General features: G+C 66.2%; 18 protein-coding genes and 1 riboswitch. Of the genes, 2 read left to right on the top strand and 16 right to left on the bottom strand.

Annotation, left to right across the window (positions count from 1 at the left end):
- Position 1: 1 nt before the first annotated feature.
- A complete protein-coding gene (locus DAEP_RS0117450) occupies positions 2 to 3,454 on the top strand; it encodes a M10 family metallopeptidase (RefSeq protein WP_027245573.1) in 3,453 nt (1,150 codons plus the stop codon).
- Positions 3,455 to 3,527: 73 nt separating this feature from the next.
- On the opposite strand, the gene DAEP_RS0117445 is transcribed toward DAEP_RS0117450, so the two are convergent.
- The 6 genes from DAEP_RS0117445 to DAEP_RS0117420 form a co-directional block, all read right to left on the bottom strand.
- Positions 3,528 to 5,099: an alkaline phosphatase family protein gene (locus DAEP_RS0117445; RefSeq protein ID WP_027245572.1), complete on the bottom strand. Its 1,572-nt coding sequence runs from the start codon at positions 5,097 to 5,099 to the stop codon at positions 3,528 to 3,530.
- A 140-nt stretch (positions 5,100 to 5,239) separates the two neighbouring features.
- Positions 5,240 to 5,998 carry a maleate cis-trans isomerase family protein gene (locus tag DAEP_RS0117440; protein ID WP_027245571.1) on the bottom strand — a complete coding sequence of 253 codons (759 nt, stop codon included), beginning with the start codon at positions 5,996 to 5,998 and terminating at the stop codon, positions 5,240 to 5,242.
- Between the two features lie 15 nt (positions 5,999 to 6,013).
- On the bottom strand, positions 6,014 to 7,180 hold the full coding sequence (locus DAEP_RS0117435) for a M24 family metallopeptidase (RefSeq protein WP_027245570.1): 1,167 nt from the start codon (positions 7,178 to 7,180) through the stop codon (positions 6,014 to 6,016).
- Entirely contained in the window at positions 7,173 to 8,363 is a 1,191-nt protein-coding gene (locus tag DAEP_RS0117430) for a diaminopropionate ammonia-lyase (RefSeq protein ID WP_027245569.1), read from the bottom strand. Before DAEP_RS0117430 ends, DAEP_RS0117435 begins: the two co-directional genes overlap by 8 nt.
- A 2-nt stretch (positions 8,364 to 8,365) precedes the next feature.
- A complete protein-coding gene (locus DAEP_RS0117425) occupies positions 8,366 to 9,511 on the bottom strand; it encodes an amidohydrolase (RefSeq protein WP_027245568.1) in 1,146 nt (381 codons plus the stop codon).
- Between the two features lie 168 nt (positions 9,512 to 9,679).
- On the bottom strand, positions 9,680 to 10,213 hold the full coding sequence (locus DAEP_RS0117420) for a polysaccharide deacetylase family protein (protein WP_027245567.1): 534 nt from the start codon (positions 10,211 to 10,213) through the stop codon (positions 9,680 to 9,682).
- 237 nt (positions 10,214 to 10,450) lie between these two features.
- Between DAEP_RS0117420 and DAEP_RS0117415 the strand changes: the two genes are divergently transcribed.
- Positions 10,451 to 10,930 carry a YHS domain-containing (seleno)protein gene (locus DAEP_RS0117415; RefSeq protein WP_027245566.1) on the top strand — a complete coding sequence of 160 codons (480 nt, stop codon included), beginning with the start codon at positions 10,451 to 10,453 and terminating at the stop codon, positions 10,928 to 10,930.
- 86 nt (positions 10,931 to 11,016) lie between these two features.
- On the opposite strand, the gene DAEP_RS0117410 is transcribed toward DAEP_RS0117415, so the two are convergent.
- From DAEP_RS0117410 to DAEP_RS0117365, 10 genes are all read right to left on the bottom strand, one after another.
- Entirely contained in the window at positions 11,017 to 11,640 is a 624-nt protein-coding gene (locus tag DAEP_RS0117410) for a (d)CMP kinase (RefSeq protein WP_027245565.1), read from the bottom strand.
- Complete coding sequence (aroA, locus tag DAEP_RS0117405) at positions 11,637 to 12,983, bottom strand: 3-phosphoshikimate 1-carboxyvinyltransferase (RefSeq protein ID WP_027245564.1); 1,347 nt, start codon at positions 12,981 to 12,983, stop codon at positions 11,637 to 11,639. The genes DAEP_RS0117410 and aroA overlap by 4 nt, the downstream gene beginning before the upstream one ends.
- 86 nt (positions 12,984 to 13,069) lie before the next feature.
- Positions 13,070 to 13,846, bottom strand: coding sequence for a tRNA (guanine(46)-N(7))-methyltransferase TrmB (trmB, locus tag DAEP_RS0117400; RefSeq protein WP_027245563.1), 777 nt, complete (start codon positions 13,844 to 13,846; stop codon positions 13,070 to 13,072).
- Between the two features lie 81 nt (positions 13,847 to 13,927).
- Positions 13,928 to 14,593 carry a COG3904 family protein gene (locus tag DAEP_RS0117395; protein WP_008554273.1) on the bottom strand — a complete coding sequence of 222 codons (666 nt, stop codon included), beginning with the start codon at positions 14,591 to 14,593 and terminating at the stop codon, positions 13,928 to 13,930.
- A gap of 180 nt (positions 14,594 to 14,773) precedes the next feature.
- Complete coding sequence (gene metK / locus DAEP_RS0117390; RefSeq protein ID WP_027245562.1) at positions 14,774 to 15,955, bottom strand: methionine adenosyltransferase; 1,182 nt, start codon at positions 15,953 to 15,955, stop codon at positions 14,774 to 14,776.
- 7 nt (positions 15,956 to 15,962) lie between these two features.
- Positions 15,963 to 16,012, bottom strand: a riboswitch (SAM-SAH riboswitch).
- A gap of 61 nt (positions 16,013 to 16,073) precedes the next feature.
- Positions 16,074 to 17,573 carry an apolipoprotein N-acyltransferase gene (gene lnt, locus DAEP_RS0117385; RefSeq protein WP_027245561.1) on the bottom strand — a complete coding sequence of 500 codons (1,500 nt, stop codon included), beginning with the start codon at positions 17,571 to 17,573 and terminating at the stop codon, positions 16,074 to 16,076.
- Complete coding sequence (locus DAEP_RS0117380) at positions 17,570 to 18,469, bottom strand: hemolysin family protein (RefSeq protein WP_008556035.1); 900 nt, start codon at positions 18,467 to 18,469, stop codon at positions 17,570 to 17,572. Before DAEP_RS0117380 ends, lnt begins: the two co-directional genes overlap by 4 nt.
- Positions 18,470 to 18,491: 22 nt before the next feature.
- Positions 18,492 to 19,004, bottom strand: a complete 513-nt coding sequence (ybeY, locus tag DAEP_RS0117375) for an rRNA maturation RNase YbeY (RefSeq protein WP_027245560.1) — start codon at positions 19,002 to 19,004, stop codon at positions 18,492 to 18,494.
- Between the two features lie 68 nt (positions 19,005 to 19,072).
- Positions 19,073 to 20,083 carry a PhoH family protein gene (locus DAEP_RS0117370; RefSeq protein ID WP_008555755.1) on the bottom strand — a complete coding sequence of 337 codons (1,011 nt, stop codon included), beginning with the start codon at positions 20,081 to 20,083 and terminating at the stop codon, positions 19,073 to 19,075.
- Between the two features lie 143 nt (positions 20,084 to 20,226).
- Positions 20,227 to 20,532, bottom strand: a complete 306-nt coding sequence (locus DAEP_RS0117365) for a hypothetical protein (RefSeq protein ID WP_008558037.1) — start codon at positions 20,530 to 20,532, stop codon at positions 20,227 to 20,229.
- Position 20,533 lies beyond the last annotated feature (1 nt).

Here is a 20,533-nt window from a genome sequence, read left to right as displayed (position 1 = left end):
CATGTGTGAATATTGCGGTCAAGCCAATCACAGGATTCCCGAAGCCACCGGCAGCAACGGCTCTGGCACCAGCACCGGAGATGCCGGCGGCAAGCCGACGTACACAGTCGACCAGATCGCCCAGTATCTGTACAAGGGCTTCTGGGAGGATACCGGCCGCACCCAGCGCTCCTTTGATGTGCAAACCGGCGGGCAGCTGACGGTCAACCTCAGCGGGCTGAATGCAACCGGCAAGGAGACCGCCCGCAAGGCGCTGGAAAGCTGGACCGCGCTGACCGGGATCGAGTTTGCCGAAACCACCGGCAGCGCAAAGATCACCTTTGACGACAACAACTCCGGCGCCTACGCCAGCTCCACCGTCAGCAACGGCACCATCCTCAGCTCGCATATCAATGTGGACGACGGCTGGTCCGCATACGGCAACTACTACCTGCAAACCTTCATCCACGAGATCGGCCACGCCCTGGGCCTGGGCCACACCGGCAACTACAACGGCAGCGCCAGCTACGGCTCGGACGCCCATTTTGCCAATGACAGCTGGCAAATGTCGATCATGTCCTACTTCAGCCAGTCCGAAAACACAGCGGTCGATGCCTCCTTTGCCTATCTGGCGACGGCGCAGCTGGCCGATATCGCTGCGGTCCACCATCTGTACGGCACGCCTGTGAACGTGGAAACCGGCGACACCACCTATGGCGACGGCCAGACCACCGGCCGTTTCGGCATGGATCTGAACGACGGCTGGGCGGTGGCGATTGTCGACAGCGGCGGCACCGACGTGATCAACCTTGGCTCCCGCAGCTACAATCAGACCTTGAACCTGAATGCGGGCACCTTCTCCAGCCTCAATGGCAAGACCGGCAACTTCTCCATCGCCAGCGGAACCGTGATCGAAAACGCTATCACCGGCAGCGGCATAGACAGCATCACCGGCAACGCCGCGGACAATGTTCTGGACAGCGGCGCCGGCAACGATCAGATCTCGGCAGGCGGCGGCAACGACACGCTGATCGGCGGAACCGGCGCCGACTACCTGACCGGCGGCGCGGGCGCCGACCGTTTCGTCTACCGGAAGCTGGGCGAGTCCGGCGACTCCATCGCCGACTTCAGCCTCGCCGCCGGAGACCGCGTCGATGTTAGCGCCCTGCTGCAGGATATCGGCTATACCGGCACCGACGCGGCGGCCGACGGCGTCGTCTCGCTCCAGGCCGGCAGCGGCGGCTCCTGGCTGAAGGTTTCCCACAACGGCAGCAGCACGCTGCTGGTGTTCCTGGCCGGTGTCGATGCAAATGCCGATCTGGCAGAAATCATCAACATCTCCTCCGCCCCGACCCCCGATCCGGAGCCCACACCGGACCCGGAGCCCACACCGGACCCGGAACCGACCCCGGACCCGGATCCCACGCCGGAGGTCATCGACAACATCTATACCTTCACCAACAGCTTTGTGCCGAACTGGACCAGCGTGCTGGGCACCGTCACCGACACCAATGGCGGCACCGACACCCTGGATCTGAGCGCCGTGACCTATACGTCCTCGATCACCCTGCAAAGCGGCGTGTCCGGCACCATCGGTTCCAAGACGCTGACGGTCAGCGAAGGCTCGGAGATCGAAAACCTGATCCTGGGCAGCGCGTCTGACAAGGGCTACGGCAACAGCGCCGCCAACCTGATCGAAGGCCGTGACGGCAACGACCATCTGTTCGGCCTGGACGGCGACGACACCCTGACCGGCGGCAACGGCAGCGACAAACTGTATGGCGGCCTGGGCAGCGACAGCCTGGACGGCGGTGACGGCAGGAACGAGCTGTACGGGGAGGACGGTGACGACACCGTTCTGGCGGGCGACGGAGCCGACAAGATCGACGGCGGCGCCGGAAACGACAGCCTCGACGGCGGCGGCGGCCGGAACCAGCTCTATGGAGAGGATGGCGACGACACCGTTCTGGCGGGAGACGGAAGCGACAAGATCTACGGCGGCGCCGGAAACGACAGCCTCAACGGCGGCGGCGGCCGGAATCAGCTCTACGGGGAGGATGGCGACGACACCGTTCTGGCAGGCGACAGCAGCGACAGAATCGACGGCGGCGCCGGAAACGACAGCCTCAACGGCGGCGGCGGCAACAACCGGGTGGAAGGCGGCCTGGGCAATGACGTCATTGTCACCGGCAGCGGCAGGGACCTGCTGTACGGCGGTGACGGCAATGACACCCTTTCAGCGGGCGATGGCTACAACAAGGCCGATGGCGGCCTGGGCGATGACCTGATCAGCGGCGGCAGCGGCAGAGACCAGTTCAAGGGCGGCGACGGCAATGACACCATTGCCGCCGGCGACGGCTACAACAAGGCCGATGGCGGCCTCGGCGATGACTCGATCAGCGGCGGCAGCGGCAAGGACCAGCTCAGCGGCGGTGACGGAGACGACACAATTGCGGCCGGCGATGGCGACAACAAGGCCGATGGCGGCGAAGGCCACGACTCGATCACCAGCGGCAGCGGCAAGGATAAGATCAAGGGCGGCCTCGGAAACGACACGATTGCGTCAGGCGATGGCGACAACCAGGTTTCCGGCGACGATGGCGACGACTCGATCACCAGCGGCAGCGGCAGGGACAAGATCAAGGGCGGCCTCGGAAACGACACGATTGCGGCAGGCGATGGCGACAACCAGATTTCCGGCGACGATGGCGACGACGTGATCACCAGCGGCAGCGGCAAGGACAAGATCAAGGGCGGCCTTGGCGAGGACACCCTCTCGGCTGGCGGCGGCGACAACAAGCTGGACGGCGGCGACGGCAATGACGTGATCACCAGCGGCAGCGGCAGCGATAAGGTGCAGGGCGGCAATGGCGACGATCTGATCGAAACCGGCGCAGGCGCTGATAATGTCAATGGCGGCGCCGGCAACGATACGATCCTGGCCGGCGCGGACGCCGACAAAGTCACCGGCGGCGACGGCGGCGACAGCCTGGATGGCGGCGACGGAGACGACAAGATCAGCGCCGGCAATGGTGATGACACCGCCGATGGCGGCGACGGCGCGGACAAGATCAATGGCGGTGCCGGCAATGACACCATCCGCGGCGGCAGCGGCGATGACATGCTTGACGGCAGCGCCGGCAGCGACCGGCTGGAAGGCGGCGCCGGGGCCGATACCCTGAAAGGCGGCGCAGACGCGGACGTGTTTGTCTTCGCCTCTGCCGAAGATGCAGGCGACATCCTGCGCGACTTCAGGCTCGGCGACGGCGATGCCCTCGACATCGGCGGCCTGCTTCTGGAGCTGGACACAAACCTGGAAGACGCCCTGTCCAGCGGCAGCCTGTCCCTGAGCAGCACCAAGGAGGTCTGGCTGCAGTACGACGCGGATGGCGAGGGCGGCAACGATCCGCTGCAAATCGCCTGGCTGAAAGGGGTCAGCTCCAGCAGTCAGCTGACCGAAGACTGGTTCATCTGACCCGTTGAACCGCGCAAGGCCCGGGTTCCGGACAGGACCGGGCCTTGCGCCGCGCCGGCGGCCGGGCCTGCGCTCAATCCCGCGGCGTCTGAAACCGCGATATGGCCCGCGCCCCGTCCGCCGTGATCGACACCAGCGACAGCGTGTGGTCCATGTTCTTCATCCGGTGCCGCAGCATCAGCCGTGTCAGCCGGCTCAGCTCCGCGGCATGCTCCGGGCGCCCGGCCACATTCTCCAGCTCCCCCTGGCCTTCCGCATCAAACAGCATCGGCGGCAGGTCGGCGGCAAACTCCACCAGGGTAAAGCGCCCGTCCCGCAGGATCCCCAGGCTGCTGTCGCTTGGCGAAGTGCCAAGCGCCTTCTGCCACAGCGTCGGTTTCAACGGTTCGGAGAAATCCAGCTCCGAGAAGGAATACTGCCGCCAGTCCTGCGGCACCTCCCCGCGCAGCAGCGGCAGCAGCGACCGCCCGTCCATGGCATTCGGGATCTCCTGACCCACCCAGTCCAGAATGGTCGGCGTCACGTCGACGGACTCGGTGATCTGAGTGAGGCAGGCACCGGCATTCTCCTCGTTGCCCGGCATCCGGATGATCAGCGGCGTGTGATAGGCCGCGTCGTAGACGGTCATCTTGCCCCAGGCGTGCCGGTCGCCCAGCATCTCGCCGTGGTCGGCGGTGATCACCACCATGGTGCTGTCATACTGTCCCGTGTCCTTGAGGAATTGGATCACGCGCCCGACATGGTGGTCCACCTCGGTGGCAAGGCCCAGGTAAACCGCGCGCAGGGTGCGGATGGTGTCATCCGTCGGCTCCAGATCCGGGAAGCCTTCGACAAAACCCGCCGCCGTGCTGCTGCGCAGCGCCGGATCAAAGAACGGATGCAGCGCGCCTTCCTGCTCCGACGTGTCCAGCCGCTGCGGCAGCGGCAGCGCGGCGGGGTCGTACATGGTGTTATAAGGGGCCGGGGCCACCAGCGGCGGGTGCGGGCGGATGTAGGTCAGATGCGCAAACCAGCTCTCCTTGTGATAGGCCGCCATCTTGCCCAGGAAGGAGTCGGTGAGAAACGCGGTATCACTGTCCTGTGCCGCGTAAAGTGCCGGATCGTTCAGCCGCGGCGCGCGGCCATCGGGCGAAACCGGCTTGTAGACATCCCAGTAGTTTTCGAATTCATAGCCCCGGTTCATCAGATGCGACTGCCAGGGATAAGACATCTCCAGCCGCATCTCGGTCATCTCGTGGAAGCCGTTCATCGGAAACTCATAGGTGCGCAGGGCCGGGTCGTTGGCATCAAAGGCGCGCGGGTCCTGCGCGGTGTCGGTATAGCCGAACAGCATCGGCAAATAGCCCGCCTTGCGCATCTCGGTGGCGATGTTCGGCGTGTCATGGCGCAGCGGCGTGCCATTGCGCACCGAGCGGTGGTTCATCGCATACTGCCCGGTCAGGATCGACGCCCGCGACGGCCCGCAGGGGTTGGTCACCGAGTAATGCCGCTGGAAAGACACCGCCTCCTGCATGAAGGCGCGGAGGCTGGGCAGCTCCACATGCTTGGCCATGGCCCCGAACACGCAATCCGCCCTCAGCTGGTCGATGATGATGAACAGGACGTTGCGGGTCGCGGGGCGGTTCTGGGGAGGGGTGGCAGGCATCCGGGAGTCCTTGCGCGGCACAGGTCAGGGTTCGGCTGTCAAACTGTGATGATCCGGGCGCGGAATTCAAGCGCGGACTGCGCTGCCCGGCGGGACCGCCTGCCGCGGATTGTCAGCTGGCAATTCCCGTAAAATTCTACCTATCCGTCCGCCAGCCCCCGGGCGAACAGCCTGCCGAACTGCGGCTGAGGCTCGGTGATCCCGGCCAGCCGCAGCATGTGCCAGGCCAGCGCCTGATTGCTGGAGACCACCGGCACCCCGGTCGCCGCCTCGATCTGCGGGATCACCCGCAGGCAGCGCAGGTTGGTGCAGGAGATCACGATCGCGTCGCAGTCCGCAGCACTGGCCACCTGCTGCGCCGCTGCGGCAATCGCCGCCTCGGTAATCCGCGCCACCACCCGGTCGTCCATTTCCTCGAACGAGCCGAAGCCCGCGATGGCAAACCCCGCCTCCTCCAGCTTCTGCCGCATCTGCGCCGAGACTTCGGGCAGGTACGGGGTGACAAACCCCAGCCGCGCCGCGCCCAGCGCCCGGCCCGCGGCAATGATCGCCGCCAGCGGGTCGGTGACCTTGGCCCGGGGCAGCACGGTCTGTACCGCTGCTGCCACCCTGGCCGAGCCGATCACCGTGGAGGCCGAGGTGCAGCCATAGCCGATCACATCGAAATCCGGCGTGGAGGGGAACAGCCGGGCAGAGGCCGGCAGGTCCGCCTGCATCCGCGCCAGCGTTTCCGGGCGGACTTCGGGCACCATCGGAATGCGGCTGTGATAGAGCGCCACGCCGTCCTGCGCCATCATCCGGGCGAACTCCGGCTCCAGCGTTTCATCGGTTTCCAGCACGATCACCCCCAGCGTGGCGCGGGTGCCGATGCCTGCGTCCGTGTCATAGGGCAGTTTCATGGGCCAAGGCCTCCTTCAGATCACCGGCAGTTCGGGGGCAGCGCGGGTTGTCAGCAGCTCAGCACCCTCCGCCCGCACCACGATGTTTTCCTCATGCACCATGATACGGCCATCGCCATAGCTCAGCGAGGGCTCCAGCGTCAGCACCATGTTCTCCTCAATCACCGTTTCGTCAAACGCGGCGTGCGAGGGCCACTCCGTCAGCTGCATCCCCAGCCCGTGCCCCAGCCGCCCCACGTCGCCGCCCTGATCGTCCATCGCGGCGATCACGGACTGCATTGCCTGGAACAGCTCGCGGCAGGTGGCACCGGGTTTGGCTGCGGCAATCCCGGCCTCGGTCGCCCGCCACAGCACGTCATAAGCTTGGCGCGACAGGTCATCGGCCCGGCCAATGGCAAAGTTGCGGTCGAAGTCGCAGAAATAGCCGTCCCAGGTGGCGCCGGTGTCCAGCATCACGATGTCGCCCGCCTGCAAGGGCCGGCCGGTCGGCGGCGAGATCACGTCGCTGTAGCCGCCCTGACCGGCGCCGCCGACCAGATAGGGCACATCGTCTGCGCCCTGCGCCAGCGCCTCGCGCCGGAAGGCGCGGAACAGATCCTCAAACGGCTGGCCTTCACAGGCAATCTGCGGCACCTGCGCAAAGGTGCGCGAGCCGATGGCGCAGATATGGCGCAGCTTTTCGATCTCGGCGGCGGATTTCACCATCCGCAGGCTGCGCACCAGCGGCGTGGCATCCGCCACCTTCAGTCCCGGCAAGCCCGCCATCAGCCGCTCATAATCGCCCAGCGGCATCCGCAGAGAGGTCTCATGCCCTTTCATCAGACCGATGGAACCGCCGCGCGACGCAATCGGCGACAGCAGCTCCGTCAGCAGGCTGAGCCCGTCGTCCCCGGGCGCGGGCGCGCTCCAGGTGCGGATGTCCTGGATCCAGGTGCGGCGCATCAGGTCGGCGCCTATCTCCGGGATGATGGCAACCGGCTTGCCCGCGGGCGGCACAAACAGGAACCAGGGCCGGGTCGGGCTTTGCCAGAACAGGGTGTGGAACCCGCTGAAATAGCGCACCTCCGGCTCCGTCAGCAGCAAGAGCCCGTCCAGACCCTGCGCCGCCATCAGCGCTTGGGCCTTCTCAGTCCGGAAGGCGAACTCCGCCTCCCGGAAGCCGCGGGCGGGCGTCTCAGACATGGTCGCGGCCTTCCATGATCGCGGCATAGATCGCCGGGTCCGTAACCCCCTCAGAGCCGATCAGCAGCACGCGCGCGCTTTCGTCCAGACCCAGGGCTTTCTTCATCTCAGGCGCCTTGCACGCGGCGATAAGAGCCGCCAGCCCCGCCACCGCGCTTTCGCCGGCCTCCACCACCGGATCGCCGGTTTCGCCATTGGCCAGCAGCCGCACTGCGGGGGCCACGATACTGTCGGGGATGGTCACGAAATCGGTGGCTTCCTCGGCCAGGATCTCCCAGGCCATTTCCGATGGCTCACCGCAGGAAAGGCCCGCCATGATGGTTTCTTCCTGGATGGCGAAATTGGTCGCCTTGCCCGCCTTGGCGCTGTCGAACAGGCAGGCTGCCAGTTCCGGCTCAACAATCACCACGCGCGGAGACTCTGCACCGTAAAACTGCCGCAACGCTGCCGCGACCGAGGCCGCCAGCCCGCCGACGCCGCCCTGCAGGAACACATGGGTCGGGGGCTGCTCCAGCGCCTCGCAGGCCTCGCGGGTCATCACGCTATAGCCGGCCATCACGTCGCGCGGCGGCTCGGTGTAGCCGTCCCAAGAGGTGTCGGAGACCACGAACCAGCCGTTTTCCTCCGCCTCCTTCTTGGCCAGCAGCACAGAGGCATCATAGTCGCCGTCGATCCGGATCACCTCGGCGCCCAGCTCGCGCATGGCCGCGGCGCGGCCCTCGCTGACCTCGGCATGGATATAGATCCGGCAGGGCGCGCCGAACCGCTGGCAGCCCCAGGCCAGCGAGCGGCCATGGTTGCCGTCGGTGGCAGAGACCAGGGTGATCCCGGCGCAGGCGTCCTTGTGGGCGCCCTCGCGGATCTCCTCCAGGCTGACGTCCTGGCCCAGCCGCTTGCTCAGCTCCCGCTGGAGCACCCGCAGCGCCGCGTAAGACCCGCCCAGCGCCTTGAAGCTGCCCAGGCCGAACCGCGGGCCTTCGTGCTTGTAGTCGATCCGGTCCACACCGATCCCGGACGCCAGCCCGGACAGGGACACCAGCGGCGTGGCTTGGTAGCCCTCCCAGGCGGTGATTTCGGCTTGCGCGTTGGCAAAGTCCTTCTCCGACAGCACGCTATAGGCAGCTTCGCCGGCTTTCGGGCTGCCTGCCGTGTGGCGCAGGGCAACAGCAAATTGTTCAAGCATCGTCAGTCCTTTCCCGCTGGCAGCCGGTCCCGTACCAGCTGCACCCAGAGCTCCGCGCCGATGGGCAGCAGAGCGTCGTTGAAATCATAATCCGCCGCATGCAGCGGCTGGCCGTGCGGCCCCTCCTCGCCATTGCCCAAGAGCAGAAAGCAGCCGGGCACGGCGTTGGCGAAATGGGCGAAATCCTCGGAGAAGCTCATCGGCGGGCGGTTGCGGATCACGGCGCAGCCCGCGGCCTCGCCCGCGCGGCAGGCGGCCTCCGCCGGGCCTGCGGCGTTGATGGTTTCCACGAATTCAGTGTGATAGCTCACCTCCGCTTTCACCCCGTGGGTGGCGGCCACACCGGCGGCGATCTGGCGCATGAAGCGTTCCACCGCGGCGCGGTCCTCCGGCACCCGGGCGCGCACGTCGCCCTTCAGCACCGCATGGCCCGGCAGCACGTTGCGCTGGCCGTCGGTCAGAAACTCGGTCACAGAAACAACCGCGCCCGCCCCCGGCGCCAGCTTGCGCGACACGATGGTTTGCAGCGCCAGCACCATTTCGGCGCCGACGGTGATCGCATCCACACCCGCCTGCGGCATTGAGGCATGACCGCCCTGACCCTTGATTGCGATTTCAAACAGGCTCTCGCTGCTGCAGATCTGCCCCGTCCGGGTCGAGACCTGCCCCACCGGCGCGCCCGGCAGATTATGGATGGCATAGACCTCCTCGATCGGGAACCGTTCCAGCACGCCCTCGGCAATCATCGCCTGCGCGCCCAGGCCGTGTTCCTCGTTCGGCTGGAACAGGAACACCACGGTGCCGTCAAACCCCTGCTCCCGCGCCAGCCGCTCGGCGGCCCCCAAGAGCATCGTCATGTGGCCGTCATGGCCGCAGGCGTGCATGATGCCCGGCGTTTCGGAAACGTAGTCATGGGCAGAGGTTTCGCTGATCGGCAGCGCATCCATATCGGCGCGCAGCCCGATGGCGCGGTTGCCGGTTCCGGCCCGCAGCAGCCCGACCACGCCCGCGCCCTCATGCACCTCCAGCCCCAGGGCACGCAGATGCGCCGCCACCCTGGCCTTGGTGCGGTCCTCCCGGAAGCCAAGCTCCGGATGCCGGTGAAAGTCCCGGCGCAGCGCTGTCAGGCGGTCCTGAAAGCTGGTCATAGGCGCTCTCCAAGCTGTTTGAGGCGACTTTAGGCCGCCGCATCCGGCTTGACGCATATTATTCCGGCCCGGGGGTGACGAAATTGATCATGCCTCCGGGAAATCGGGCTGAATTTCGTACTCAGGCCCGGGGCTTCTCCAACGGCCTTCGGCGCATGGTCATGACCGCTAGATTTCCTCGCCTTTTTCCAGCAGCTCCTCGATCAGCTGCCGCTGGATCCCGGGGCTGTCGCCGCCTCCGAATTGCAAGGCTCCCCCGGTGTAGAGCGTGCCATAGGTGCGGGCGATATTCACCGTCTGCCCCAGGCCCGAGATCAGCTGATCCTTTTGCAGCGCTGACAGCGGGTGGATGAACACCGCCCACAGCTGGCCGCGCGCCACCGCATAGCGCGCATCCAGCGCGGTGTCGAAATTGGCCTGCATCATCCGCATCAGCTCTTCCGCCGTCAGCCCCTCGGACGGGCGCAGCGGCACCATCGCCCGCATCCGGTCCGCAGCCGGATCGGTGACCACCAGCACCGGCACCCCGGCGATGGTCAGCTGAAAGCCCGGCCCCACCGGCTGCGCCGTGCCGTCCAGGGCAAAGAGGATGCGGCCCAGCCGTTCATAGGTCATCGGCGGCTCCGGCTCTGCACCCGTGTCCTGCGCCAGCGCGGGCACAGCCACTATGCAAGCAATCACAATTCTCCACAGCCAGGCCATGACGGCACCTCCCCTTATTGACGCTGCCTTTCAGGCTAATGTGCTGCCGCCCGCGGCTCTATGCACAGTTGGGTGAGGCGCCGGCAGGTGAGCAGCCAGGGATTTCAGGACGATCTGCAAGATCACCGGAACGGGTGGAGATTAAACGTACAGCGCTGCGGACTTAGTTTCGGATCACCGGGCCGCACAGCCGCCCGGGACATCTTGAAACCGCAGATAGATCCGATGAGGACCAACATGAAAACGCTTCTGACAACCGCCCTGATTTCCATCTCAGCCGTGCTGGCCGCGCCCGCCTTTGCCGCGGACGAGGTCAACGTCTCCAACGGCATCTCCGCCGGCGGCGCGCCGCTGGGCGCGCATGGTGTCGACCTGGTGGCGCTGCTGGACAGCCGCAACCCGGTGGAGGGCACGGCCACCTACTCCGCCACCGTCGACGGCGCTTCGTATTATTTTGTCTCGGAGGAGAACAAGACCGCGTTCGAGGCCAACCCGGCGAAATACCTGCCGCAGCATGGCGGCTTCTGCTCTTACGGGGTGTCAGTCGGCAAGAAGTTCGACGGCGACCCGGACCAGTATCTGGTGCATGACGGCAAGCTGTTCCTGTTCCTGAACGCCGCCACCCGCGCCGCCTTCCTGGAGGACGTGGCCGGCACCGCCAAAACCGCGGACAGCCAGTGGGGCGAAATCAAGCACGTGGCGGTCGGCGCGCTCTGATCCCGCGCAGGCCGTGTCCCGCCGGGCAGGCTTTCCCACCTGCCCCTTTGCCCGCAGCTGATGTCTCAGTTGCGGGCGTATCCGCGTCAGTCCGCGGGCTGCATCCGGCTTTCGATCACGGCCAAAGCCCGGGCCAGCGCTTCCTCGATGCTCAGGTCGCTGGTGTCGATCAGCACGGCATCATCGGCCGGTTTCAGCGGCGCCTCGGCGCGGTTCATGTCGCGGTCGTCGCGTGCCTTCACGTCGGCCAGAACTTCGGCCAGGGTGGTCACCTTGCCGGCCGCGGCCAGTTCCAGGAACCGCCGCCGCGCGCGCACCTCGGCGCTGGCGGTGACAAACAGCTTCACCTGCGCATAAGGGCAGATCACCGTGCCGATATCGCGCCCGTCCAGCACCGCACCGCCCGCCCGGCGGGCAAAGGCGCGCTGGAAGTCCACCAGCGCTGCCCGCACTTCGGAAATCACCGCCACCTTGGAGGCCGCCTGCGCCACCTCCGGCCCGCGCAAATCCTCGCGCGCCAGATCCTGCGGTGTCAGGGTCTGGGCCGCCGTGACCGGCGCCACGCCTTCCAGCATCTTCGCGCCGACCGCCCGGTACAGCAGCCCGGTATCCAGGTGGCCGAAGCCGTAATGGGCCGCCACCGCCTTGGAGATGGTTCCCTTGCCTGCGGCGGCCGGTCCGTCGACCGCTATGGTAAAGCTCTTGGTCATGTGCGCTCCAGCCTGGCCCCGAGGTTGCCCATCAGGGTTTCAAAGATCGGGAAGGAGGTTGCGATCGGGCTGCCGTCATCGACCGAGACAGCGTTCTGCGCGCCCATGCCCATCACCATGAAAGACATGGCGATACGGTGGTCCAGGAAGCTTTCGCAGGTGCCGCCGCCCGGCACGCCGTCAATGCCAAGGCCGGTGACCTCCCACCAGTCCTCGCCTTCCTCGACAGTGACGCCATTGGCGCGCAGGCCCCTGGCCATCGCGTCGATCCGGTCGCTTTCCTTGACGCGCAGTTCCTTTACACCCGCCATCATGGTCTTGCCCTCGGCGAAAGAGGCCACCACCGACAGCACCGGGTATTCGTCGATCATCGAGGCGGCGCGCTCCGGCGGCACTTCGATGCCTTTCATATCGGGCGAGAATTTGGCGCGCAGGTCGGCCACCGGCTCGCCGCCCTCTTCGCGCATGTTCTCAAACGTCAGATCGGCGCCCATGTCCTGCAGGGTGTAGTAAAGGCCCGCGCGGGTCGGGTTCAGGCCGATGTTCGGCACCAGCACGTCGGAACCGGGTGTGATCAGCGCCGCACAGACCGGGAAGGCAGCGGAGGACGGGTCGCGCGGCACAGCGATCACCTGCGGCTTCAGCTCCGGGCGGCCGGTCAGGGTGATGACGCGGCCCTCATCGGTGTCCTCGGTGGTGATCTCGGCGCCGAAACCGGCCAGCATCCGTTCGGTATGGTCGCGGGTGGCTTCCTTCTCGATCACCACGGTCTTGCCAGGCGCGTTGAGGCCCGCAAACAGCACTGCGGATTTCACCTGCGCCGACGGCACCGGCACCTCATAGCGGACCGGAACCGGGTCAGCGGCGCCGATGATGGTCATCGGCAGCCGCCCGCCAGAGCGGCCTACGGACTGGGTGCCGAACAGCGCCAGCGGGTCGGTGACGCGCGCCATCGGGCGCTTGTTCAGCGAGGCATCGCCGGTGAAGGTCGCGGTGATCGGAGAGGTCGCCATAACACCCATGATCAGCCGCACGCCGGTGCCGGAGTTGCCGCAGTCGATCACATTGTCCGGCTCCGCAAAGCCGCCGACGCCAACGCCGAACACCGACCAGTTGCCGCCGCCGTGGTTCACCACCTCGGCGCCAAAAGCTTGCATCGCCTTGGCGGTGTCCAGCACGTCCTCGCCTTCCAGCAGGCCGGAAATCTTGGTTTCCCCCACCGACAGCGCGCCCAGGATCAGCGACCGGTGCGAGATCGACTTGTCGCCGGGCACCTCCGCCACGCCCTTGAGCGGGCCGGAGCGGTGCGAGGTCATCGGGATGGGCGTGCCGTGTCCGGACATGGGGCTTCCTTCGTCTGTCGGTCGTTCGTCTGTTCGTTTGCGCTATCGGTAACGGATTGGGTCTGGCCGGTCCAGCGTAATTGGCCTCACCCCAAGCGGCGGAAGGTCAGGTAATGCGGCGTGCGGCCCTCACGCAGGGCTTTCTGCTCATAGCGTGTGGAAATCCAGTCCTGCCAGGGCTGGCGCCAGTCTTCGGGGCCTTCGGCCAGCCATTCGAACCCGGCCTTCGGCACCTCCTCCAGCGTCTGGCGCACGTAATCGGGGATATCGGTCGCAACCCGGAAGATCGCGCCCGGCTTCAGGCAGCGGGCCAGCGGCTCCAGATGCTCCTGCGTCACAAAGCGGCGGCGGTGGTGGCGCTTTTTCGGCCAGGGGTCCGGGTACAGCAGGAAGGCGCGCGAGACCGAACCCGCGGGCAGCACATCCATCAGGTCGCGGGCATCGCCCGGGTGGATGGCGATATTGTCCGCGCCTGCGTTGCGGATCTTGCCCAGCAGCATCGCCACCCCGTTGATAAAGGGTTCCGCGCCGATGATGCCCGCGTCCGGATTGCTGACGGCCTGATGCACCAGATGCTCGCCGCCGCCAAAACCGACTTCCAGCCACACATCCCTGCCGCCAAACAGCGCCTCCAGGTCCAGCGGCCTGCGCTCCGGATTCTCCTCCCAGCCGACGGCGCCGGGGCTGAGCTTGGCCAGATCCTCATCCAGATAGCGCTTCTGGCTGTCCTTCAGCGTCTTGCCCTTGAAGCGGCCGTAAAAATTGCGCCAGGGCGCGCCGCTGGCGTGTTTCTCTGCCGCATTCGCGGCGGCGGGCTGGGCATCCTTGGACTGGTCGTCGCGGGGCTTCTGGTCGCCGGACATGCGTCTGGGCTCCTGTTCGAGGCGGTATTTGAAAGGCTGGGCGCTCCTGTGCCGCAAGCAGGCCTTGGGGTCAAGCCGGCGTCAGCGCGGCTGGCGCTGCAGCCCGGGCAGAACCTCGCGCAGAACGCCGGCGGCGATCAGGCGCAGGCGGCTGGGATACCACTCCCCGTCCGGATCCGTGCGCAGCGTCTCGATGGCAAAGGCAGGATCGACGCCGCGCGCCACCAGATAACTGAGATGGTCGTAGATCTCGCGCTGGGTGTCTTCATAGATCCACGAGCCGAACTCAAACGGGGTCGACCAGCGCTGCGCCTTGCGTTCGCTGCGGTAGTATTCATGCACCGCCTGCGCGGGCCAGCTGCGCTGGTGGAACCCGATCCGGGAGCCAAGCGTCATCCGCCGCCGGTTGCCGGCCAGAAAGACATCAACGCAGGCGCTGATGCATTCGCCGTCGATCAGGGTGTCCAGCCCGTATTCCAGCACCAGCGCGGCAATCTGCTCGCCCGCAAAGACGCTGCCACCGATGCTGTTGAGCTGCAGTTCGGTGATCCCCGGCGTCTGGGCCAGGATCTCCTTCAGCTTTTCGGCATCCTCGTCGGTGATCTCCGCCTGCTCGCCCTCAACATCCGTTTCGGTGTCATAGACAAGCGTCTGGCCTTGCAGGCTGAATTTCTGCGGCAGCGTTTCCTTGGCCGCCGCGGACAGCGGCAGCGCCAGGCAAAGAACGGCAGTTGTCAATCGCAGCATCGCAGCCCCGGAAGCTGAAGAATTCCACCCGATACTATGGCGCAGCCGGGCGGCCGGTTCCAGCCTGAACACGTCAGGAAGGCTGCCGGCGCGGTGCCTGAATGTGCCGGTCCGGGCGAAAGCTCCCCGGACCTGAAAAGAGCGGACCCTGCGGCCCGCTCCCCATTTGTGCCAATGGCCTCAGACCGCTTTTTTCAGCGCCTCGGCCAGATCGGTGCGTTCCCAGCTGAAGCCGCCGTCGGCCTCCGGCTCGCGGCCGAAGTGGCCATAGGCCGCGGTGCGCTGGTAGATCGGCCTGTTCAGCCCCAGGTGCTGGCGGATGCCGCGCGGGGTCAGGTCCATCACCTGATCGATCGCCTTTTCGATGGCAGCGGGCTCAACTTCGCCGGTGCCGTGGGTGTCGGCATAGATCGACAGCGGCTTGGACACGCCGATCGCATAGGACAGCTGGATGGTGCATTTATCCGCCATCCCCGCGGCCACCACGTTTTTGGCCAGGTAGCGCGCGGCATAGGCGGCCGAGCGGTCCACCTTGGTCGGATCCTTGCCGGAGAACGCGCCGCCGCCGTGCGGGGCCGCGCCGCCGTAGGTGTCGACGATGATCTTGCGGCCGGTCAGGCCCGCGTCGCCATCCGGGCCGCCGATCACGAACTTGCCGGTCGGGTTCACGTGCCAGACGGTGTTATCGGTCAGCCAGCCCTCGGGCAGGGTTTCGCGGATGTAGGGTTCGACGATGGCGCGGATGTCGCTTGAGGTCAGCGAGTCGTCCAGGTGCTGGGTCGACAGCACCAGCGAGCTGATGCCGACCGGCTTGCCGCCTTCATAGATGACCGACAGCTGCGATTTCGCGTCCGGGCCCAGCGCAGGCTCGGTGCCGTTTTTGCGCACCTCGGCCAGACGGCGCAGGATGGCGTGCGAATACTGGATCGGGGCCGGCATCAGCGCGCTGGTTTCGTTGGTGGCAAACCCGAACATGATGCCCTGGTCGCCGGCGCCTTCGTCCTTGCCGGCGGATGCATCGACGCCCTGCGCGATATGGGCGGACTGCTCGTGCAGCAGGTTGGTCACTTCCACCGTCTCGTGGTGGAATTTCTCCTGCTCGTAGCCGATGTCCTTGATACAGGCGCGGGCGATCTCGTCGATCTTGCCCATGTAGTCGTGCAGCTTGTCCTGATCGGACAGGCCGACTTCGCCCCCGATGACGACACGGTTCGTGGTGGCGAAAGTTTCAGCTGCCACACGTGCTTCGGGCTCTTCCGCCAGAAAAGCGTCCAGCACCGCATCGGAAATGCGGTCGCAGACCTTGTCCGGGTGGCCTTCGGAAACCGATTCCGAAGTGAAGGTGTAGTTCATACGGGTCATGAAAGAGTGCTCCATTGAGGTTCAGCCCGCCACGCCAGGAAGCCGTTGTGGCAGGTATCGGGCCGCATTACGCGGCAAGACCGCGCGGGTCAATCTATATTCGGACAGAGTTAATCAGCTATGACCGCAGCGCAAGGGGCCTGTGGCGCAAGATTGCGGCACCTGCGCTCAAAAGACACAGCAGCAGCACCGGCCAGTCGCCGGTGCGGCTGTAAAGCGTCGGCGGTAGCGCCTCCGGCAGCGCGGCGTCGATGTATCCGGCCTCGCCCAGCGGCAGGCTGTCCAGCAGCGCCCCGTCCGGCGCGATCATGGCGGAGACGCCGGTATTGGCGGCGCGGATCATCGGCAGCCCCTGTTCCAGCGCCCGCATCCGGGCCTGCACCAGATGCTGGTAGGGGCCGGACCGGGTGCCGAACCAGGCATCGTTAGTGATCTGCACCAGCATCTGCGGCCGGGTTTCGGCAGCGTTCACATCCTGAGGGAAAACAGCCTCATAGCAGATCAGCGGCAGGGCGCTGCCGACCGGCAGCTCCATCACCTGCGCGCCGGGCCCGGCGGCATAGCCCGCGCCCGCCTGAGAGGCAAAGCCGTAGATGCCGAAGCGCGCCATAAGATCGCCGAACGGCACATATTCCCCGAACGGCACCAGATGCGCCTTGTCATAGGTGGCGGCGGCCATGCCATCGGCGTCCAGCAGCACCGCGGAGTTGTAGTAGGCGCCCGCCTCTTCCCGCTGGATGCCCAGCAGGACCGGCACGCCGCCCGCGCTATCCGAGATCACCTGCAGCGTGTCCCCGGCATAGTTCAGCAGCTGCGGCACCGCGGTTTCCGGCCAGACGATCAGGTCGGGGCGCGGCGCCCCTGCCGAAAACGCAACCGAGCGGCGGACGAATTCCCAGCGGTGGTCCGGGTGCCATTTCAGGTTCTGCGGCGCGTTGGGCTGAACGATTCGCACCGTCTTGCCGGTCGGCTCTGCCCGCTGCGGGGCCGGCACGGCGGCAGCCGCAGCCGCGGACAGGACCAATGGCGCGGCGGCGGCAAGCGGCGTCTGCCGGATCAGGGCCAGCGGCAGGAAGGCCGCCAGCGTCAGCAGCCCCAGCCCCTGCGGCCCGATCCAAGGCAGCAGGTTCGCGGCTGGCGTATCAATCCAGAACTGCCCGAAGCCCGCCCAGGGAAACCCCGTCAGCAGATAAGCGCGGGCAAATTCCGCCAGCGTCCACACCGCCGCCAGCACCGGCACCCGCCAGGCGCCGCGGCTGAAGCGGGCGGTCAGGCCAAAGGCCGCACCCCAGAACAGGGCAAGGCCCGCAGCCAGGAACACCAGCGCAAACGGCGCCATCCAGGCGTGGCGCTCCGGGTCGATTTGAAAGGGTTCGATGATCCACGACAGGCCAAAGGCGAAATACCCCAGCCCGAACAGCCAGCCCGCCAGCGCCGCCGTGCGGGCCGATGCGGCCTGCAGGATCAGCCAGCCGGCCGCAGCCAGCGCCACCGGCAGCCCGAACAGGAGATGCCAGGGGGCAAGCGCCAGCGACAGCAGCGCGCCGCCGCCAACCGCCAGCGCGGCTGGCGCCAGCCGGAGCCCGCGGGCCGCCCGGCGCAGCCCGAGTGACATCATGCGGCAGCGTCCGGCAGCCGGACACGCAGCCGCTTGATGCGGCGCGGGTCGGCGTCGATCACCTCAAACTCGGCCCCTTCGGGGTGTTCAATGACCTCGCCGCGGGCGGGCACCCGGCCCGACAGCATGAAGACCAGACCGCCCAGGGTGTCGATTTCTTCCTCATCGACCGCGTCATGGCTGGTCAAAGACTGGCCGATCTCGCTCTCGAATTCCGGCAGCGGGGTGCGGGCCAGGGCAATGTAGCTGCCCGGCTTCTCCTGGTACCAGGTTTGCAGCTCGTCGGCGTCGTGCTCATCCTCGATCTCGCCGACCACCTGTTCGATCAGATCCTCGATGGTCACCAGACCGTCGACACCGCCGTATTCGTCGATCACCAGCGCCATGTGGCGGCGCTCGGCCTGCATCTTGGTCAGCAGCACCCCGATCGGCATCGACGGCGGCACAAACAGCAAGGGCCGCAGCATCCGCTGCAGGTCGAACTCGGTGCTGCCGCCATTGAAGCCATGGGTGAGCGAGAAATCCTTGAGGTGGACAAAGCCGAGCGGCGTGTCCAGCGTGCCCTCGTACACGGGGATCCGGGTAAAGCCGCTTTGCCGGAAGATGCCGACCAGGTCGTCCTTGTCGATGGTGACCGGCACAGCGGCAATCTCGGCGGAGGGGATGGCCACGTCTTCCACCCGCAGCCTGCGCAGATTGATCATGCCATGCGCCCCGGAGCCGGCGGCCGGCTGGCCGGTGCCGGGTTCGTCTGCGGCCTGCGGTTCTGAGCTGAACACGCTGAAAAGCCGTGCCCAGAAACCTGTTTTCTCAGTGGCCGGCGCTTCTGGCGCCGTGCCGTTCATGTTCTGCAGCGCGCCCTGCGCCGCGTTAGAACTTCCTTCTATGTCGCCCATCGGTCCTATCCAAAAACCCCGCCTAGGGGGCGTCCTCAATTATATATGGGTTTGCGATACCCATTTTGCCAAGTATCAGCACCTCAATCCCTTCCATTAATGCGGCATCGCGGTCACGGATGTGATCATAGCCCAGAAGATGCAACGTTCCGTGAACAATCAGATGGCGGGCATGGTCGGCCAGCGTCCTGCCTGCCTCCGATGCCTCGCGGGCGCAGGTGCCATAGGAGATGGCGATGTCCCCCAGCGGGATTTCGCCAGTAAAATCAGGCTCCGGCGGCACCGGCGTGCCGCCGTCCGTGTCCGCTGCGCGCTCCTCAGCGGGCCAGCTCAGCACATTGGTCGGCACGGGTTTTTCGCGGAACTCCGCGTTCAGCCCGGCGATTTCGGCATCATCGCAGCCCAGCAGCGAAATTTCGCACATCTCCGCATCCAGCCCGAAATGGGCCAGGACGGCAGCAACGGCCTCCTCTGCCAGCGGCTCGAGTCCGGCCTGCTGCCAGCGGGCGTCTTCGATGGTGATGTCGAGCGTCATGGATATCTTCCGGAAACGGGGGCCGCCCCCCGCACCCCCGCGGCATTTCGGGAAAGAGGAATGCGGGATCAGGCCGGCATGGCGTCTGCGTCATAGGCCTCGATGATGGCCGCCACAAGGGGGTGGCGCACCACGTCGCGGGCGGTGAAGTAGTTGAAGCTGATCTTGGGGATGGATTTCAGCAGCCGTTCGGCATCAGCCAGCCCCGACTGCACCCCGCGCGGCAGGTCGATCTGGCTGCGGTCGCCGGTGATCACCATGCGCGAGCCTTCGCCCAGGCGGGTCAGGAACATCTTCATCTGCATGGTGGTGGCGTTCTGCGCCTCGTCCAGCACCACAAAGGCGTTGGAGAGCGTGCGGCCGCGCATGAAGGCGAGCGGCGCAATCTCGATGCGCTTTTCCTCGATCAGCTTGGCGAGCTGCTTGCCCGGCAAAAAGTCGTTCAGCGCGTCGTAAAGCGGCTGCATGTAGGGATCGACCTTGTCCTTCATGTCGCCGGGCAGATAGCCGAGCTTCTCGCCCGCCTCCACCGCCGGGCGGGACAGGATGATGCGGTCGACATGGCCGGTGATGAACATGGAGACCCCCACCGCCACGGCCAGATAGGTCTTGCCGGTGCCGGCCGGGCCGATGCCGAAGGCCAGCTCGTTTTCAAACAGCGAATGCACATAGGCCTTCTGCGCCTCGGTGCGCGGCTCCACCAGCTTCTTGCGGGTCTTGATCTCCACCCGGCCGCCGCGGAACATCTGCAGCTGGCCGTCTGGTTCGGCCTCGTCAGCCTCCTGGCCCATGCGCAATTCGCGGTCGATGTCGCCGCTTTCGACGCTGCGGCCGGTCTCCAGCCGGTCATAGAGGGCGGTCAGCACGCCGGCCGCCTGTTCGCGTGCCGAATCCTCGCCCATCACAGAGAGCTGGTTGCCGCGGCGGACGATCTGCACGCCTAGTTTCTGTTCGATGTCAGCCAAGTTGCGGTCGTATTCGCCGCACAGGTCGATCAGCAAGCGGTTGTCGGGAAATTCCAGAAGCACTTCATGGGTTGCGGTCTGGTTTTGCGCGTCATTCAGGGCACCGATGGCCAAGCTGATCTCCTCATTCCAAGGTTGCCCTTTCAGTTTGCCGCCCCCGTTCCGTTTGCGCAAGCATGAGCAGCGGAAATTCACTCAATTGAAACAAAACAGCCGCCCCGAGAGGGACGGCTGCGGGCGGCGCATGTCTGCCGCGGTCAGATCGGATCCCAGAGGGTCGAGCCGTTTTTGAACGCGCCGGTTGCCACATTGCGCGGCAGGTTGCTGTTGCAGACCGGCTTGCCATCGGGCGTGCGGCGCAGGTCGGCATAGCCTTCCAGGCCGTCATCAATGATCCAATGCTCGCAGCCATTGGGGTCGACCCAGATGCCTGCGGTCATGTTCGACAGGGTCGAGGAGCTGCCATCGCCGAAATGCCCGTCGCGGCCTTTGTCGGAGCCCGTGGCACAGGCCGAAACTGCGGCGGCGGCGGCAAGGAGGATGGCGGTTTTCATTGCTGTCATC

It is taken from the genome of Leisingera daeponensis DSM 23529 (assembly GCF_000473145.1).
GTDB lineage: Bacteria > Pseudomonadota > Alphaproteobacteria > Rhodobacterales > Rhodobacteraceae > Leisingera > Leisingera daeponensis.
Note: the sequence above shows the minus strand (reverse complement) of the source record. Positions and strands in the feature narration are given on the sequence as shown.

Coding starts and splice junctions, on each gene's coding strand:
- metK (WP_027245562.1), bottom strand. CDS start 15,955: ATGACCCGTATGAACTACACCTTCACTTCGGAATCGGTTTCCGAAGGC.
- DAEP_RS0117440 (WP_027245571.1), bottom strand. CDS start 5,998: ATGAAACTGCCCTATGACACGGACGCAGGCATCGGCACCCGCGCCACG.
- DAEP_RS0117420 (WP_027245567.1), bottom strand. CDS start 10,213: ATGGCCTGGCTGTGGAGAATTGTGATTGCTTGCATAGTGGCTGTGCCC.
- DAEP_RS0117445 (WP_027245572.1), bottom strand. CDS start 5,099: ATGCCTGCCACCCCTCCCCAGAACCGCCCCGCGACCCGCAACGTCCTG.
- aroA (WP_027245564.1), bottom strand. CDS start 12,983: ATGTCCGGACACGGCACGCCCATCCCGATGACCTCGCACCGCTCCGGC.
- DAEP_RS0117380 (WP_008556035.1), bottom strand. CDS start 18,469: ATGGGCGACATAGAAGGAAGTTCTAACGCGGCGCAGGGCGCGCTGCAG.
- trmB (WP_027245563.1), bottom strand. CDS start 13,846: ATGTCCGGCGACCAGAAGCCCCGCGACGACCAGTCCAAGGATGCCCAG.
- DAEP_RS0117430 (WP_027245569.1), bottom strand. CDS start 8,363: ATGCTTGAACAATTTGCTGTTGCCCTGCGCCACACGGCAGGCAGCCCG.
- DAEP_RS0117395 (WP_008554273.1), bottom strand. CDS start 14,593: ATGCTGCGATTGACAACTGCCGTTCTTTGCCTGGCGCTGCCGCTGTCC.
- lnt (WP_027245561.1), bottom strand. CDS start 17,573: ATGATGTCACTCGGGCTGCGCCGGGCGGCCCGCGGGCTCCGGCTGGCG.
- DAEP_RS0117415 (WP_027245566.1), top strand. CDS start 10,451: ATGAAAACGCTTCTGACAACCGCCCTGATTTCCATCTCAGCCGTGCTG.
- DAEP_RS0117450 (WP_027245573.1), top strand. CDS start 2: ATGTGTGAATATTGCGGTCAAGCCAATCACAGGATTCCCGAAGCCACC.
- DAEP_RS0117425 (WP_027245568.1), bottom strand. CDS start 9,511: ATGACCAGCTTTCAGGACCGCCTGACAGCGCTGCGCCGGGACTTTCAC.
- DAEP_RS0117365 (WP_008558037.1), bottom strand. CDS start 20,532: ATGACAGCAATGAAAACCGCCATCCTCCTTGCCGCCGCCGCCGCAGTT.
- ybeY (WP_027245560.1), bottom strand. CDS start 19,004: ATGACGCTCGACATCACCATCGAAGACGCCCGCTGGCAGCAGGCCGGA.
- DAEP_RS0117435 (WP_027245570.1), bottom strand. CDS start 7,180: ATGTCTGAGACGCCCGCCCGCGGCTTCCGGGAGGCGGAGTTCGCCTTC.
- DAEP_RS0117410 (WP_027245565.1), bottom strand. CDS start 11,640: ATGACCAAGAGCTTTACCATAGCGGTCGACGGACCGGCCGCCGCAGGC.